Raw genomic sequence first — 13,863 nt, 5'->3', positions numbered from 1 at the left:
TAGGTTGGACGCGTGCCTGACGCCCGCTTCCTCGCCGTCTTCGATGCCGATTCCACGCTTCTGCGCAACGAGGTGATCGAACTGATCGCCGACGAGGCCGGCCGCGGTGCCGAAGTCGCGGCGGCCACCGAAGCCGCGATGCGCGGCGAGGTCGATTTCGCGACGAGCCTGCGGTCGCGGGTGCGTGCCCTCGAGGGGGTGCCGCTGACGTCGTTCGAGCGCGTGCGCGCGCGTGTCGAGCCCACCGCCGGAGCCGCCGAGCTGATCGCCGCCATCCACGAGCGCGGGGGCGTCGCCGCCGTCGTCTCGGGCGGCTTCCACGAGGTCCTGGATCACGTCGCGCCGCCTCTCGGCGTCGACCGCTGGCGAGCGAACCGGCTGGCCGTGGCCGAGGGCGCCCTGTCGGGCGTCGTGGACGGCGACATCGTGGACGCCGCGGCGAAGGCCGCGTCGCTGCTCGCGTGGGCCGCCGAGCTCGGTGTGCCGCAGTCCCGGACCATCGCGATCGGCGACGGGGCGAACGATCTGCGGATGATGGCCGTCGCCGGCCTCGGGCTCGCCTTCAACGCGAAGCCGGCCGTCCGCGCCGAGGCCGACCTCGTCGTCGGCCCCGTGGACTTGCGCGAGGTCGTGCCGCTCCTGCCCTGACGGCGCCCGCGCGAGCGACGACCGCGCGTGCGGCGTCATCCGCGTCCGCGCGTCAGTGGCCCATCCCGAGGCCGCCGTCGACGGGGATGACCGCGCCCGAGATGTAGGCGGCGTCGTCCGACGCCAGCCAGGTGACGACGCCGGCGACCTCGTCGGGGGTCGCGAAGCGCCCGGCGGGGATGGTGCGCTTGTACTCGGCCTGGGTCTCATCGGGCAGCGCAGCCGTCATGTCGGTCTCGATGAACCCGGGTGCGACCACGTTCGCGGTGATGCCGCGTCCGCCGAGCTCGCGCGTGAGCGAGCGTGCGAAGCCGACCAGCGCGGCCTTGGAGGAGGAGTAGTTGATCTGGCCGGGCGATCCGTAGAGCCCGACGACGCTGGAGATGAGGATGACCCGTCCCCACTTGGCACGCAGCATCCCCTTCGAGGCACGCTTGACGACGCGGAAGGTGCCGCCCAGGTTCGTGGAGACGACCGAGTCGAAGTCCTCCTCCGTCATCCGCAGCAGCAGCGTGTCCTTCGTGATCCCGGCGTTGGCGACGACGATCTCCACGGGGCCGAGCTCGCGCTCCACCTCGCCGAAGGCGGCGTCCAGCGACGCGGCATCCGTGACGTCGGCGCGGACGGTCAGCGTGCCTTCCGGGCCTTCACCGGAGCGCGCCGTCACCGCCGTCCGGTAGCCGGCCGCGACGAACCGCTCCGCGATCGCGCGGCCGATGCCCCGGTTCCCGCCGGTGACGAGGACGACTCTCTCGCTGGACATGCTGCTCCGATCTTCGAGGACGGCACCCAGCCTAGTCGGCGGGGCGATCCGGATAGGCTGACGGCAGGCGAGAGGAGCCACCGTGACCGATCCGACCAACACGCCGCCGCAGGACGCCTCCACCCCCGACGTGCCGCCCGTTCCCCCCGTTCCCCCCGTTCCGCCGGCGTACGACGCCTCGCCCTACGTCGCACCGCAGGCTCCCGCGTACGACACCGCGGCGTATCCGAGCCCGCCCGAGCCTCCGGCCTACGCTCCCCCCGCCTATCCGGCGCCCGCGTACGGCGCTCCGGCCGCATCGCCGTACGCCGCACCGTCGCCGTACGGCGCCTCGTATCCGGTGCAGACCACGCCCGGCGCCCCGCCCGTCGCCCCGTACGGCTACGGCGCCTACGCGGCCCCGAAGACCAACGGCCTCGCGATCGCCTCGATGATCCTCTCGATCGTCGGGTTCGTGTGGATCCTCCCCTTCGTGGGCGGGCTCATCGGCGCCATCATGGGTCACTTCGCCCTGCGACAGATCGCCCGGACGGGCGAGGGCGGCCGCGGGATGGCTCTCGCCGGCATCATCGTCGGCTGGGCCGGGGTCGCCCTCATCGTCGCCTTCGTCGTCCTGCTCGTCTTCGCCGGGGTGTGGTCGTCCGCATCGTCGGGACGCTACGGCGCCTGACCCTTTCCGGACGCTCCGGACGGGCGCCCTCGCGCCGGAGGCGGCGTAGGCTGAACGCACCGTGAAGAAGACCTCCGCCCAGTCCGCGACGTCGCTGCCGCGTGCGCCGCGGGACGACGCCCACACGCGCATGACGAAGTACTTCACGATGATGACCGTCCGTGTCGTCTGCTTCGTGCTGATGGTGGTGGTCCAGCCGTACAGCTGGTACACCTGGCTGTTCGCGATCGGCGCGATCTTCCTGCCCTACCTCGCGGTCGTCATCGCCAACGTGGCGGTGGCACCGGCGTCGCGAGCCGTGCCCCCCGAGCGTGCGCTCGAGGCGCCCCGCGATGCCGCTCCGCCTCCCGACCGACCCGCACCGACGGGCGTGATCCGCATCACGGAATCTCGCCCCGCGCCCGAGCACGAGGACCCCGCGTGAGCCCCGCCGACCCGCCGACACCCGTCGCCCAGTGCTCGCGCGCGGGCTGCCGCGCCGACGCGAGGTGGCAGGTGATCTGGCGAAATCCGCGCATCCACTCGGCGGATCGCCGGAAGGTCTGGGCGGCCTGCGACGCACACGTCGACTACCTGCGCGACTACCTCGCCGCGCGCGACTTCCCGGTCGACACCGCGCCCCTCGCCCGTGGGCAGGAGGCGTCGGCATGAACCGGACGGCCGTGCGCTGGAGCGTGTGGGTCGCCGTAGCGATCGCCTTCGCCGTGGCCTGCGCCTTCCTGTCGAACTGGCAGTTCACCCGCAACGCCGAGCGGGAGCGCCAGCTCACGCTCATCGCCGCGAACTACGACGCCGCCCCCGTGCCGCTCGCCGACCTCGTCGGCCCGGACGGCGCGCTGGATCCCGCGGACCAGTGGCGCCCGGTGCTCGTCACGGGACAGTACCTGACCGACCACACGCTGCTCGCCCGGAATCGTGCGCACGGGGGAACCGCCGCGTTCGAGGTCCTCGTGCCCTTCCGCGTCGACACGGGCGCCGTCCTCGTCGTCGACCGCGGCTGGCTCCCGCCCGGTGCCGACCGGCCGGACCCCGACCACGTGCCCGCTCCCCCCTCCGGGACGGTGACGGTCGTCGCGCGGCTCATGCCCGGCGAGGTGCTGCGCAACGCCACGCAGTCGGCACCGGAAGGACAGGTTCCGACCATCAACCTCCCGCTGATCGCGGAGGCGACCGGCATCGACGAGCTGGTCGACGGCGCGTACGGGCTCATGGTCACGGAGGACCCGGCGCCCGCGGCGGCACCCAATCCGCTGGAGTCGCCGTCGGAGGATCCCGGCCCCCACCTCTCCTACGCGATCCAGTGGATCCTCTTCGCCGTGATGGGCTTCGTGTTCATCTGGTACATGATCCGCACCGAGCTGCGCCACCGCAGGGAGGACGCGGAAGACGCGGCCGAGAGCGCGGCGAAGGCGCCGACGCGCGCCGACCCCGCGCTGCCGGCTGCGCCGCCCGCCTCCGTCGAGCCTGCACGCCGCCCACGCCGCGACGGCCGTCCGCGCGACCGCGACATGCAGGAGGAGGACGCCCTCCTGGACGAAGCCGGGCGGCGGTAGGGCCGGGCGGGCTCAGGCGAGCTCGATGAGATCGACGTAGTCGCGACCCCAGATGTCCTCGACGCCGTCGGGCAGGATGAGCACCCGTTCGGGGTTGAGCGCCTGCACCGCGCCGGAGTCGTGCGACACCAGGACGACGGCACCCTCGTAGTGGGCGAGCGCACCGAGGATCTCCTCACGCGACGCCGGGTCGAGGTTGTTGGTCGGCTCGTCCAGCAGCAGCATGTTCGCGCTGGAGACCACGAGCGTCGCGAGCGAAAGACGCGTCTTCTCGCCGCCGGAGAGGACACCCGCAGGCTTCAGCACGTCGTCGCCGGTGAACAGGAACGAGCCGAGGACCTTGCGCGCTTCGGTGGCCGTGATGTCGGGGGCGGCGGACATCATGTTGTCGAGCACCGAACGGTGCACGTCCAGGTTCTCGTGCTCCTGCGCGTAGTAGCCGATCTTGAGCCCGTGGCCGGGCTCGAGCACGCCGGTGTCGGGCTCGTCCACGCCCGCCAGAATGCGCAGCAGCGTCGTCTTGCCCGCGCCGTTGAGACCGAGGACGACGACCTTCGAGCCGCGGTCGATCGCGAGGTCGACGTCGGTGAAGATCTCCAGCGACCCGTACGACTTCGAGAGGTTCTTGGCCATGAGCGGCGTCTTGCCGCAGGGCGCCGGCTTGGGGAACCGGAGCTTGGCGACACGGTCCTCCTGGCGCACCTCCTCGAGGCCCGACAGCATCTTCTCGGCACGCGCGACCATCTGGTGCGCGGCGGCGGCCTTCGAGGCCTTGGCGCCGAAGCGCGCGGCCTGCAGCTGCAGCGCGGTCGCCTTCTTCTCGATGTTGGCGCGCTCCTTCTTGCGGCGCTCCTCATCGGCGACCCGCTGGCGCAGGTAGTTCTTCCAGTTCATGTTGTACACGTCGATGACCTGGCGCATGGCATCCAGGTAGAAGACGCGGTTGACGGTCTCGCCGACGAGCTCGACGTCGTGGCTGATGACGATGAGGCCGCCCTTGTAGTTCTTCAGGAACTCGCGGAGCCAGATGACGCTGTCGGCGTCGAGGTGGTTGGTGGGCTCGTCGAGGATCATCGTCTGGGCATCCGAGAACAGGATGCGCGCCAATTCGATACGGCGTCGCTGACCGCCCGAAAGGGTCTTCAGCGGCTGGTCGAGGATGCGGTCGGGGAGCGAGAGATTGTGCGCGATCGACGCGGCCTCGGCTTCGGCGGCATATCCCCCGAGCGCCTCGAAGCGCTCCATGAGGTTGCCGTAGCGACGCATGGCCTTGGCCGCCACCTTCTCGTCGGCGTCGCCCATCTCGTGCGAGGCCTCGTGCATCTGCAGAGCCAGGGTGCCGAGCCCGCGGGCATCGAGGATGCGGGTACGGGCGAGCATCTCGGGGTCGCCGGAGCGCGGGTCCTGCGGCAGGTACCCCAGTTCGCCGGAGCGCTCCACCTTGCCGTCGGCGGGGATGAGGTCGCCCGCGAGTACCTTCGTGAGGGTCGTCTTGCCGGCGCCGTTGCGTCCGACCAGGCCGATCTTGTCGCCGTCCGAGACGCGGAAGGACACTTCCGACATGAGGGTGCGGGCACCCACGCGGATCTCGAGGTCGTGCACGGCGAGCACAGCGGACGTCCGTTCGTCGAAGGGTGGGAACGGCCCGGATGCGGGCCAGCCCCCCAGTCTAGCGGCCCCGGGCGGAGCGTCCGACGAGTCGCGGCGCCGTCGCTCGCCGTGCCCTCCGCCGCGCGGTGGTGGGACCTCCACAACGACCGGAGCAAACCTCAGTGGACGGCGTCCAAGAACTCCCGCCGCCGTCCCCCTAGGCTGAGTCCGTCCGAGCGGCTGTACCCCGCTCATCGCGCACCGCGCGACCGACACATCGCCAAGGAGCCCCCATGTCCCTCGCCGTCCCGGCCCGCCGCCCCGTCCTCGCCGACCTCATCTCCCGACCCACGGGTCGCGCGCGGGCCTTCGCCCTCGATGCCGCCCTCGTGGCGGCCGGTGCCGCCTTCGTGGCCGCGCTCGCGCAGGTCGAGGTTCCGCTGTGGCCGGTGCCGATCACGGGCCAGACCCTCGCGGTCGTGGTCGTCGGCGCCGCCCTCGGCGCGCGTCGCGGCGCCGCGGCCCTCCTCGCCTACCTCGGAGCGGGCCTCGCGGGCCTCCCCGTCTTCGCTGGCTTCACCGGCTCGATCGCCGCCGTGGCCAAGCCGAGCTTCGGCTTCATCCTCGGGTTCGTCGTGGCCGCCTTCGTCGCCGGCTGGTTCGCCGAGCGCGCGTGGGACCGGAAGCCGCTGCTCGCCTTCGTCGGCTTCGTGGCCGCCAGCGCGATCCCGTTCGCCTTCGGCATCCCGTACATGGCGCTCATCCTCAACGTCGTGGGCGGCGGCGACTACGCGTTCGCGCAGATCCTCGACTTCGGCCTGTGGCCCTTCATCGTGGGCGGTCTGGTCAAGGCGGCGCTGGCCGCCGTGCTGATCCCCGCCGCATGGGCGGCCGTGCGTGCCGCCGACCGGACGAAGGACGCCTGAGCGCACTCTCCCCCATCCGCGAGACCGCGCGAATGCCACGCTTCAGGGCGTGAACGTGAGCATTCGCGCGGTCTCGCGTCGTTGCGGATGACCTTCAGGGGGGCTGCAGCGAAGTTGACAGGGGCGCGGGTCGGCGACGTAAAGTAAGCCTGCCCTTACTTGGGACACCCCACAGCAAACGGAGGAACCCCGTGCCCCGCATCCGCACCGCCGCCGCGCTCGTCGCCGCAAGCGCCCTTCTGCTCACCGGCTGCGCCGGAACCACCGGAGGCGGATCGACCGCCGCACCCACGGCCGCCGACGGCGCCTTCCCCGTGACGATCACCCACGCTCTGGGTGAGACCACCATCGAACGCAAGCCCGAGCGCGTCGCGACGATCTCGTGGGGCAACCAGGACGTCGCCCTCGCGCTGGGCGTCGTGCCCGTCGGCATGGACTCCCAGGTCTGGGCCTGGACCGGCAGCGCCGCGCCCGGCGTCTACGAGTGGACGACCGACAAGATCGCCGAGCTCGGGGGCGAGACCCCCGCTCTCTTCGACGTCACCGACGGCATCGACTTCGAGGGGATCTCGGATGTGCGCCCCGACGTGGTCCTCGCCGCCCAGTCGGGCCTGACCGAGTCGGACTACGACACCCTGAGCAAGATCGCGCCCGTCGTCGCGTATCCGGGCGTCCCGTGGTTCACCCCCTGGCGCGACCAGATCACCCTGAACGCCGAAGCGCTGGGCCTCAAGGCAGAGGGCGAGAAGCTCGTCTCCGACCTCGACGGACAGATCGCCGACGCGACGAAGGATGCCGGCTTCGCCGGAAAGACCGCGGCCTTCTTCTACGCCAGCGCGTCGGACCTGTCGAAGGTGTCCCTGTACACGGGCGGGGACGCCCGGACGGCGTTCCTGCACGATCTGGGCTTCGACCTGCCGAAGGTCGCCGTCGACGCCGCCGAGAAGGGGTCCTTCTACCTCGACTTCAGCGCGGAGAACGCCGACCAGCTCTCCGACGTCGACGTGATCGTGACCTACGGCGACGAGAACCTGCTGCCGGCCCTGCAGGCGGACCCGCTGTGGAGCACGCTTCCCGCCGTCAAGAACGGCGCCGTCGTCGCGGTGGGTTCCGGCGACGCGTTCAGCGCGGCCGTCAGCCCGACCGCGCTGTCGATCCCGTGGGTACTCACCGACTACGTCGCCCGCCTCAAGGACGCCGCAGCGAAGGCCCAGTGACCGTCCTCACCGAGGCGGAGCGCCGTGTGCCCACGACCACCGTGGGCACACGGCGCCGCCTCGTCGCGCTCGCCGTCGGCGCAGCCGCCGTCGTCGTCTCGATCGTCCTCTCCCTCGCATTCGGGTCGCGCCCCGTCGATGCCGGCCAGGTCCTCGACGGCCTCGCCGGCTGGATGCGCGGAGAGACGACGACCGACATCGGCGCACTCGCGGTGCAGAGCCGGATCCCGCGCACCGTCCTCGCCCTCCTCGCGGGCGCGGCTCTCGCGCTGTCCGGCGCCCTGATGCAGGCGATCACGCGCAATCCGCTCGCCGACCCCGGCATCCTCGGCGTGAACACCGGTGCCGCACTGGCGGTCGTCGTCGGGATCGCCTTCCTCGGCGTCTCCAGCGCGTGGGGCTACCTCGCGATGGCTCTCGTGGGCGCCTTCCTCACCGCGGTCTTCGTGTACTTCGTCGGCTCCGTCGGCCCCGGCGGGACGACACCGATCAAGCTCGCCCTGGCCGGCGCGGCGACGACGGCGGCGCTGTCGTCCCTCGTCGCCGCGATCCTCCTCCCCCGCCGCGCCGTCATGGACGAGTTCCGCTACTGGCAGGTCGGGAACGTCGCGCGCGCCGAGTGGGACACGATGGCCGTCATCGTGCCGGTGCTCCTCCTCGGGACGGCCGTCGCGCTGCTGTCGGCCGCGTCGCTGAACGCTCTGGCGCTCGGGGACGACGTCGCCGTCGGACTCGGCGTCCACGTCACCCGGGTCCGGATCGTCGCCGCCGTCGCGGGCGTCGCCCTCTGCGCCGCGGTGACGGCGCTCACCGGGCCCATCGGCTTCGTCGGGCTCATGGTCCCCCACGCGGTCCGCCTGGTCTCCGGGCCGGACCAGCGATGGCAGCTGCCGTTGTCGGCGCTGGGCGGTGCCGTGCTGCTCACCCTCGCCGACACGCTCGGTCGCGTCCTGGGCTCCCCCGGCGAGGTCGAGGCCGGAATCATCACGGCCTTCCTCGGAGCTCCGGTGCTCATCGTCATCGCCCGCCGGACGCGGATGAAGGCGCTGTGATGCTCATCGCGACCGGACGCACGGCAGCGGATGCGACCGAGCCCGCCCCGCCCCGTCCCGACCCCACGGACGCCGATCTCGCGCGCGTCCGGAGTGGGCGCGCCCGTCGCGCCCGTCGCCGCGTCGTCGCGCTGAGCGTTCTCAGCGCGCTCATCGTCGCGCTCTTCGTCGCGATGCTGGTCCTCGGGAACACGATCTATCCCCTGTCCGACGTCGTGGCCGTCCTGCTCGGGCAGGATGTGCCCGGCGCGTCCTTCGCCGTCGGGACGCTCCGCCTCCCCCGCGCCCTCACCGCCGTGCTCGCCGGTCTCGCCTTCGGCGCGGCGGGCGCGACCTTCCAGACGATGCTGCGCAACCCGCTGGCGAGCCCGGACGTCATCGGCATCACGTCCGGAGCGAGCGCGGCCGCGGTCCTCTCCCTCGTGATCCTGCACTGGGCGAGCGGCCCCACGATGGCGCTCGCCTTGGCCGCGGGGATCCTGACGGCGCTCGTGATCTATCTGGCCGCCCGGGGCGGCGAGGCGACCGGCGGCCGCCTCATCCTCATCGGCATCGGCGTGGGCGCCATGCTCAACGCGGTCGTCGGCTTCCTCCTCCTGCGCGCCGCCGTGTGGGACCTCCCCGCGGCCGCCCGCTGGATGAGCGGGAGCCTCAACGGGGCCAGGCTCGAGGACGTGCCGCCGCTTGCGGTCTCGGTCGTCGTGCTCATCCCGCTCCTGCTCGTGCTCGCCCGCGACCTCGGCGCCCTCGAGCTGGGGGACGCCGCGGCCAGCTCGCTCGGCGTCCGCGTGGACCGCACGAGGCTCCTGCTGGTCGTCGCGGCCGTCGCGCTGGTGTGCGTCGCCACCGCGACCACCGGACCCATCGCCTTCGTCGCGTTCCTGTCGGGCCCGATCGCGACGCGGATCATGGGCGCCGGATCGCCGGTGGTGCTGCCGGCGGCGCTCACGGGCGCCTGCCTCGTGCTGACGGCGGACCTGCTCGGCCAGTTCGCCTTCGACACGAAGTTCCCCGTCGGCGTCATCACGGGGATCCTCGGCGCGCCCTACCTCCTGTACCTGCTCATCCGCACCAGCCGCCGGGGAGGATCCGCATGACCGGCCACCACTCGCTGCGCACCCGAGGACTCGTCTCGGGCTACGGGCGCAGCATCGTCGTCGACGGCGTCGACGTGGAGATCCCGGCGGGGCGCGTCAGCGTCATCGTCGGCGCGAACGCCTGCGGCAAGTCGACGCTGCTGAAGACGCTCTCCCGGCTCGTGCCCGTGCAGTCGGGCGCCGTCGTCCTCGACGACAGGCCGATCGGCGAGGTCCCCACCAAGGAGCTCGCGCGCACCCTCGGCCTGCTGCCGCAGCAGCCGGTCGCCCCCGAGGGCATCGCCGTCGCCGACCTCGTCGGACGGGGGCGGCACCCGCACCAGCGCCTGTTCCGCAGCTGGACGGCCGACGACGATCGCGCCGTCACCGAGGCGCTGCGGGCGACGGGCGTGATCGATCTCGCCGACCGTCCCGTGGACGAGCTGTCCGGCGGACAGCGCCAGCGCGTGTGGATCGCGATGGCCCTCGCCCAGGAGACCGACATCCTGCTGCTCGACGAGCCGACCACGTTCCTGGACGTATCCCACCAGATCGAGGTGCTCGACCTGCTGACGGACCTGAACGCGACCCGCGGCACCACGATCGTCATGGTGCTGCACGACATCAATCTGGCCGCCCGGTACGCGGACCACCTCTTCGCGATGCGGGCGGGCCGCGTCGTGGCCGCGGGCGCGCCGCGCACGGTCGTGACCAGCGAACTGGTCCGGGAGGTGTTCGACCTGGACGCCGTCGTGATCGACGATCCGGTCTCGGGCACCCCGCTCGTCCTCCCCCGGGGACGCCACCGCGTGCTCCCGGCGGCGCGCACCGCATCTCCGACCGCACCGACCGCCCCCACGACAGGAGCATCCGCATGACGACGCAGGACCGACCCGCGAGCCGCTTCTTCCGCGCACGACTGGTCGCGATCACCGACGTGACTCCGAGCTTCCGACGGTTCACGTTCGGCGGCGACGACCTCGCCGACTACGGCGACCCGGGGTACGACCAGCGCATCAAGATCGTCTTCCCCACCGCGGAGACCTCGATCGACGACATGCCGACGGGGAACGACTGGTGGACGCAGTGGCGCGAGATGGATGAGGCGTCGCGGCCTCCGTTCCGCACCTACACGACGCGCGCCGTCCGCGAGGTGGACGGCTCGGCGCGGGAGGTCGACATCGACATGGTCTCCCACGACGTCCTCGGCCCGGCGTCGGCGTGGATCGCCGGCGCGCGGATCGGCGACGAGGTGCTGATCTTCGGTCCGACCACGGCCCACACGGGCGTCAACTACGGCATCGACTTCGTGCCGCCCGCGCGCACGGACCACATCGTGCTCGCCGGGGACGAGACCGCCGCGCCCGCGATCGCCGTCATCCTGGAACAGCTCCCCCGCGACGCACGCGGCGTCGTCGTCCTCGAGGTGCCCGACCCGGCCGACGCCGACTACCTGCCCGTCCACCCGGGGTTCGCCTACCGCGTGGCGGCGCGCACTGCGGACGCCCGCCATGCGCACCTCGTCGCCGCCGTCGAGGATGCCGCGGCGCGGCTCGTCCCGGCCGGTCGGGGCGCGGACGTCGAGGAGATCGACATCGACACGGACATCCTGTGGGAGGTGCCTCGCACCGCGAAGGGAGGCGCCGCCCTCAAGAGCGCGCCGCTGTACGCGTGGCTCGCCGGCGAGGCGAGCGCGATCAAGACGCTGCGCCGCCGCCTCGTCACGGACCACGGCGTCGACCGCCGAGCGGTCGCGTTCATGGGGTACTGGCGTCTCGGTCGCGCCGAGGTGTGACGGGGTCGCGACCGGGACACGTCACCCCGCGCTCGCCGGTGCGGTCGCGCTCATCCGCAGTCCCGGGACGACCGCGAGCACCGCGAGTCCGGCCGCGATGAGGAAGACGGCGGTGAACCCGGCCGAGGTCGCCGAGAGCGCGACGAACGTCAGCCCCATCACCGCGATCGACGACGCCGCCCCGATCGAGTCGGAGATCGACAGCGCCGAGGAGTTGAACCCCTGGTTCTGCGGGGTCGAGTAGGCGAGGGTCAGCACCGTCAGCCGGGGATACATCAGCCCCATGCCCGCTCCCGCCAGCGCCCAGCCGGCGATGACGGCGACCGGCGCCAGGTGCCACGCGGCCGTCGCGGCGGCGGCCAGCGTCGCCGCCAGCAGCAGAGCGGACCCGATCAGGGTGATCCGCGTGTTGCCGAGCCGGTCGCCGTAGCGGCCCTGGACCGCGGCCGCCGACGCCCAGAGCAGTGCCGCCGCGGTGAGACCGAGCCCGGCGGCGGTGGCGGAGAACCCGTAGTCGTCGATCAGGAGATACGGGATGTAGATCTCTGCCCCGAACAGCGCACCCGCGATGAGGGCGCGCATCAGCACGACGCTCGGCAGACCGCGCCGCGCGCGGAGCGTTCCGGGTGGGAGCAGCGGCCGGACGGCGAGGACGATCCCGAGCAGCGCTCCGACGATGACCGCCGGAGTCCACGCTCCGGACCCGCCGGCGATGCTCAGCGCCAGGGCGCCGGCGGCCACGACAGACGCGAGGAGCAGCCGGGCCCCGACGGGCTCGTGCGACGGATCGTCGGTGGCCAGGTCGATCCCGTGCAGCCGCAGGTACACCACCGCGAAGGCGACCAGGGTGAGGATCGCGACCCCCAGGAACACCCAGCGCCAGTGGAGCTGCTCCGCGACCAGACCCGCGAGGAAAGGACCGACGATCGAGGGCACCACCCACGCCGCCGAGAAGGCGGCGAAGACCCGGCCGTGGAGGACGGGCGGATAGACCCGGGCGACGACCACGTACAGGGCCACCGTCTGCCCGCCGGTACCCAGGCCCTGCAGCAGCCGGCCGAGGACGAGCACCTCCATCGAGGGCGCGGCACCGGCGATCACGAGGCCCACGACGAACAGCGCCACGGCGGTCGCGAGCGGGAGCACCGGCGTCGTCCGGTCGCACCAGGCGCCGACGGCGACCATCCCGATGACGCTCGTCGCAAGCGTGCCGGAGAAGGCGACGGCGTACAGCCCGGCGCCCCCGAGGTCGTCGCTGACGAGCGGCATCACTGTCGTCACCGCCAGCGCCTGGGTGGCGGCGAGGAAGATCATGGCGACGGCGCCGAGGGTGACCCACACGTACCGGGGATGCCACACCCCCGTCGTCGTCTCCGCGGCCACCTCGTCGGAGTCCGCGGGCCTCACGGACGCGCGGCCGCACCGAGCCGGGTGACAGCCTCGGTGAGCACGTCGGGGCCGCAGCCGAAGTTCAGTCGCACGTGGCCCACGCCCTGCGGGCCGAAGAGCGGCCCGTGGTGCAGCGCGACCCTCGCGCGCTCGAGGAGGGTCACCGCGGGGTCGTCGCCCCAGCCGTAGGCGGAGACGTCGATCCACGCGAGGTAGCCCGCGTCGGGCTCGCGGTAGCGCGCCCGGGGCAGGTGCTCCTCCAGCACTCCGGTGAGCAGCGCGCGGTTGCGCGCCAGGGCGGCCCGCAGTCCATCGAGCCACTCGTCGGACGCCGCGTCGAACGCGGCCACCGCCGCGAGCGCGCCCAACAGCCCCGTGCGCCACTCGACCTCCGGGCTGAGGCCGCGGACGACGGCGGCTGGTCCGTCCGACGCCGTCACCATGACGGCGCACTTGAGACCGGCGAGGTTGTACGCCTTCGACGCGCTCGTGACCGCGAAGCCGATCTCGGCGGCGGCCTCGGACGCGGCGAGGAAGGGTGTGAACGCCACCCCGTCGCGCACGAGCGGCGCATGGATCTCGTCGCTGATGACGACGGCGCCGTGCCGTTCGGCCATGGCGGCGAGCTCCGCGAGGGCGGCGGCGGAGTGGACCGTCCCGGTCGGGTTGTGCGGATTGCACAGCAGCACCGCTCGGGCACCCTGTCGCAGCGCGAGGTCGATGCCGGCGAGGTCGAGCTCCCACGCCGACCCCGTGTCGCGCAGCGGAACCGGTGCCACCTCGCAGCCCGCCTCCTCGATGCAGAGGGCGAACGGAGGATAGACGGGGGGTGTGGTCACGACGCGGTCCCCCGGACGGGTGGTCGCCCGCAGCAGCTCGACGACCCCCATCATGACGTCCGCGGTCGTGCGGACGCGGTCCGGGTCCACGGCCCAGCCGAAGCGTCGCGACGCGAAGCCGGCGAACGCGTGCCTCACGCCGGGGTCGGGGGGCGTGTATCCCGTGTCACCGTTCGCGACGGCGGCGGCGAGCACATCGGTGATCGCGGGAGCGAGGGCGAAGTCGGTCTCGGCGACGAACATCGGGATGACATCGGCCGGGTGGGTTCGCCACTTCGTGCTGCTCCGGCGACGCAGATTCTCCAGGGGCAGGGCTTCCAACGGGACGGTGCTCACCCGTCGAGC

At 72.5% G+C, this 13,863-nt stretch carries 15 protein-coding genes; 11 read left to right on the top strand and 4 right to left on the bottom strand.

Going from position 1 to position 13,863, the window contains the following annotated elements:
- Positions 1 to 12 precede the first annotated feature (12 nt).
- The gene (gene serB, locus WFI00_RS12820; RefSeq protein WP_336633177.1) at positions 13 to 648 is read left to right on the top strand and encodes a phosphoserine phosphatase SerB; all 636 of its coding nucleotides are present in this window, start codon (positions 13 to 15) and stop codon (positions 646 to 648) included.
- A 52-nt stretch (positions 649 to 700) separates the two neighbouring features.
- Here serB and WFI00_RS12815 read toward each other — a convergent pair whose 3' ends face one another.
- Positions 701 to 1,411: a beta-ketoacyl-ACP reductase gene (locus tag WFI00_RS12815; protein ID WP_336633178.1), complete on the bottom strand. Its 711-nt coding sequence runs from the start codon at positions 1,409 to 1,411 to the stop codon at positions 701 to 703.
- An 82-nt stretch (positions 1,412 to 1,493) separates the two neighbouring features.
- Here WFI00_RS12815 and WFI00_RS12810 point away from each other — a divergent pair, with 82 nt between their 5' ends.
- The 4 genes from WFI00_RS12810 (at position 1,494) to WFI00_RS12795 (ending at position 3,634) form a co-directional block, all read left to right on the top strand.
- Positions 1,494 to 2,081, top strand: a complete 588-nt coding sequence (locus tag WFI00_RS12810) for a DUF4190 domain-containing protein (RefSeq protein ID WP_336633179.1) — start codon at positions 1,494 to 1,496, stop codon at positions 2,079 to 2,081.
- 61 nt (positions 2,082 to 2,142) lie between these two features.
- Positions 2,143 to 2,505 (top strand): DUF3099 domain-containing protein, encoded by a 363-nt coding sequence (locus WFI00_RS12805; protein ID WP_336633180.1) that lies wholly within the window; start codon positions 2,143 to 2,145, stop codon positions 2,503 to 2,505.
- Positions 2,502 to 2,732 (top strand): hypothetical protein, encoded by a 231-nt coding sequence (locus tag WFI00_RS12800; RefSeq protein WP_336633181.1) that lies wholly within the window; start codon positions 2,502 to 2,504, stop codon positions 2,730 to 2,732. Before WFI00_RS12805 ends, WFI00_RS12800 begins: the two co-directional genes overlap by 4 nt.
- On the top strand, positions 2,729 to 3,634 hold the full coding sequence (locus WFI00_RS12795; RefSeq protein WP_336633182.1) for an SURF1 family cytochrome oxidase biogenesis protein: 906 nt from the start codon (positions 2,729 to 2,731) through the stop codon (positions 3,632 to 3,634). The genes WFI00_RS12800 and WFI00_RS12795 overlap by 4 nt, the downstream gene beginning before the upstream one ends.
- 12 nt (positions 3,635 to 3,646) lie before the next feature.
- Here WFI00_RS12795 and WFI00_RS12790 read toward each other — a convergent pair whose 3' ends face one another.
- Positions 3,647 to 5,245: an ABC-F family ATP-binding cassette domain-containing protein gene (locus WFI00_RS12790; RefSeq protein WP_336633183.1), complete on the bottom strand. Its 1,599-nt coding sequence runs from the start codon at positions 5,243 to 5,245 to the stop codon at positions 3,647 to 3,649.
- 272 nt (positions 5,246 to 5,517) lie between these two features.
- Between WFI00_RS12790 and WFI00_RS12785 the strand changes: the two genes are divergently transcribed.
- From WFI00_RS12785 to WFI00_RS12760, 6 genes are all read left to right on the top strand, one after another.
- On the top strand, positions 5,518 to 6,150 hold the full coding sequence (locus WFI00_RS12785; RefSeq protein ID WP_336633184.1) for a biotin transporter BioY: 633 nt from the start codon (positions 5,518 to 5,520) through the stop codon (positions 6,148 to 6,150).
- 191 nt (positions 6,151 to 6,341) lie between these two features.
- Positions 6,342 to 7,367, top strand: coding sequence for an iron-siderophore ABC transporter substrate-binding protein (locus tag WFI00_RS12780; RefSeq protein ID WP_336633185.1), 1,026 nt, complete (start codon positions 6,342 to 6,344; stop codon positions 7,365 to 7,367).
- Positions 7,364 to 8,419, top strand: a complete 1,056-nt coding sequence (locus WFI00_RS12775; protein ID WP_336642366.1) for a FecCD family ABC transporter permease — start codon at positions 7,364 to 7,366, stop codon at positions 8,417 to 8,419. Before WFI00_RS12780 ends, WFI00_RS12775 begins: the two co-directional genes overlap by 4 nt.
- The gene (locus tag WFI00_RS12770) at positions 8,419 to 9,516 is read left to right on the top strand and encodes a FecCD family ABC transporter permease (protein ID WP_336633186.1); all 1,098 of its coding nucleotides are present in this window, start codon (positions 8,419 to 8,421) and stop codon (positions 9,514 to 9,516) included. The genes WFI00_RS12775 and WFI00_RS12770 overlap by 1 nt, the downstream gene beginning before the upstream one ends.
- Entirely contained in the window at positions 9,513 to 10,373 is an 861-nt protein-coding gene (locus WFI00_RS12765; protein WP_336633187.1) for an ABC transporter ATP-binding protein, read from the top strand. The genes WFI00_RS12770 and WFI00_RS12765 overlap by 4 nt, the downstream gene beginning before the upstream one ends.
- On the top strand, positions 10,370 to 11,290 hold the full coding sequence (locus WFI00_RS12760; RefSeq protein WP_336633188.1) for a siderophore-interacting protein: 921 nt from the start codon (positions 10,370 to 10,372) through the stop codon (positions 11,288 to 11,290). The genes WFI00_RS12765 and WFI00_RS12760 overlap by 4 nt, the downstream gene beginning before the upstream one ends.
- 21 nt (positions 11,291 to 11,311) lie before the next feature.
- Here WFI00_RS12760 and WFI00_RS12755 read toward each other — a convergent pair whose 3' ends face one another.
- The gene (locus WFI00_RS12755; RefSeq protein ID WP_336633189.1) at positions 11,312 to 12,697 is read right to left on the bottom strand and encodes an MFS transporter; all 1,386 of its coding nucleotides are present in this window, start codon (positions 12,695 to 12,697) and stop codon (positions 11,312 to 11,314) included.
- Positions 12,694 to 13,854 carry a MalY/PatB family protein gene (locus WFI00_RS12750; protein ID WP_336633190.1) on the bottom strand — a complete coding sequence of 387 codons (1,161 nt, stop codon included), beginning with the start codon at positions 13,852 to 13,854 and terminating at the stop codon, positions 12,694 to 12,696. The genes WFI00_RS12755 and WFI00_RS12750 overlap by 4 nt, the downstream gene beginning before the upstream one ends.
- Positions 13,855 to 13,863 lie beyond the last annotated feature (9 nt).

The organism is Microbacterium sp. MMO-56 (assembly GCF_037146215.1).
Lineage (GTDB): Bacteria > Actinomycetota > Actinomycetes > Actinomycetales > Microbacteriaceae > Microbacterium.
This window is presented reverse-complemented; position numbering and strand designations above follow the sequence as displayed.

Bases quoted from the DNA above. Each gene is read 5' to 3' on its own strand.
- WFI00_RS12815 (WP_336633178.1), bottom strand. From the start codon at position 1,411: ATGTCCAGCGAGAGAGTCGTCCTCGTCACCGGCGGGAACCGGGGCATC.
- WFI00_RS12795 (WP_336633182.1), top strand. From the start codon at position 2,729: ATGAACCGGACGGCCGTGCGCTGGAGCGTGTGGGTCGCCGTAGCGATC.
- WFI00_RS12785 (WP_336633184.1), top strand. From the start codon at position 5,518: ATGTCCCTCGCCGTCCCGGCCCGCCGCCCCGTCCTCGCCGACCTCATC.
- WFI00_RS12770 (WP_336633186.1), top strand. From the start codon at position 8,419: ATGCTCATCGCGACCGGACGCACGGCAGCGGATGCGACCGAGCCCGCC.
- WFI00_RS12765 (WP_336633187.1), top strand. From the start codon at position 9,513: ATGACCGGCCACCACTCGCTGCGCACCCGAGGACTCGTCTCGGGCTAC.
- WFI00_RS12760 (WP_336633188.1), top strand. From the start codon at position 10,370: ATGACGACGCAGGACCGACCCGCGAGCCGCTTCTTCCGCGCACGACTG.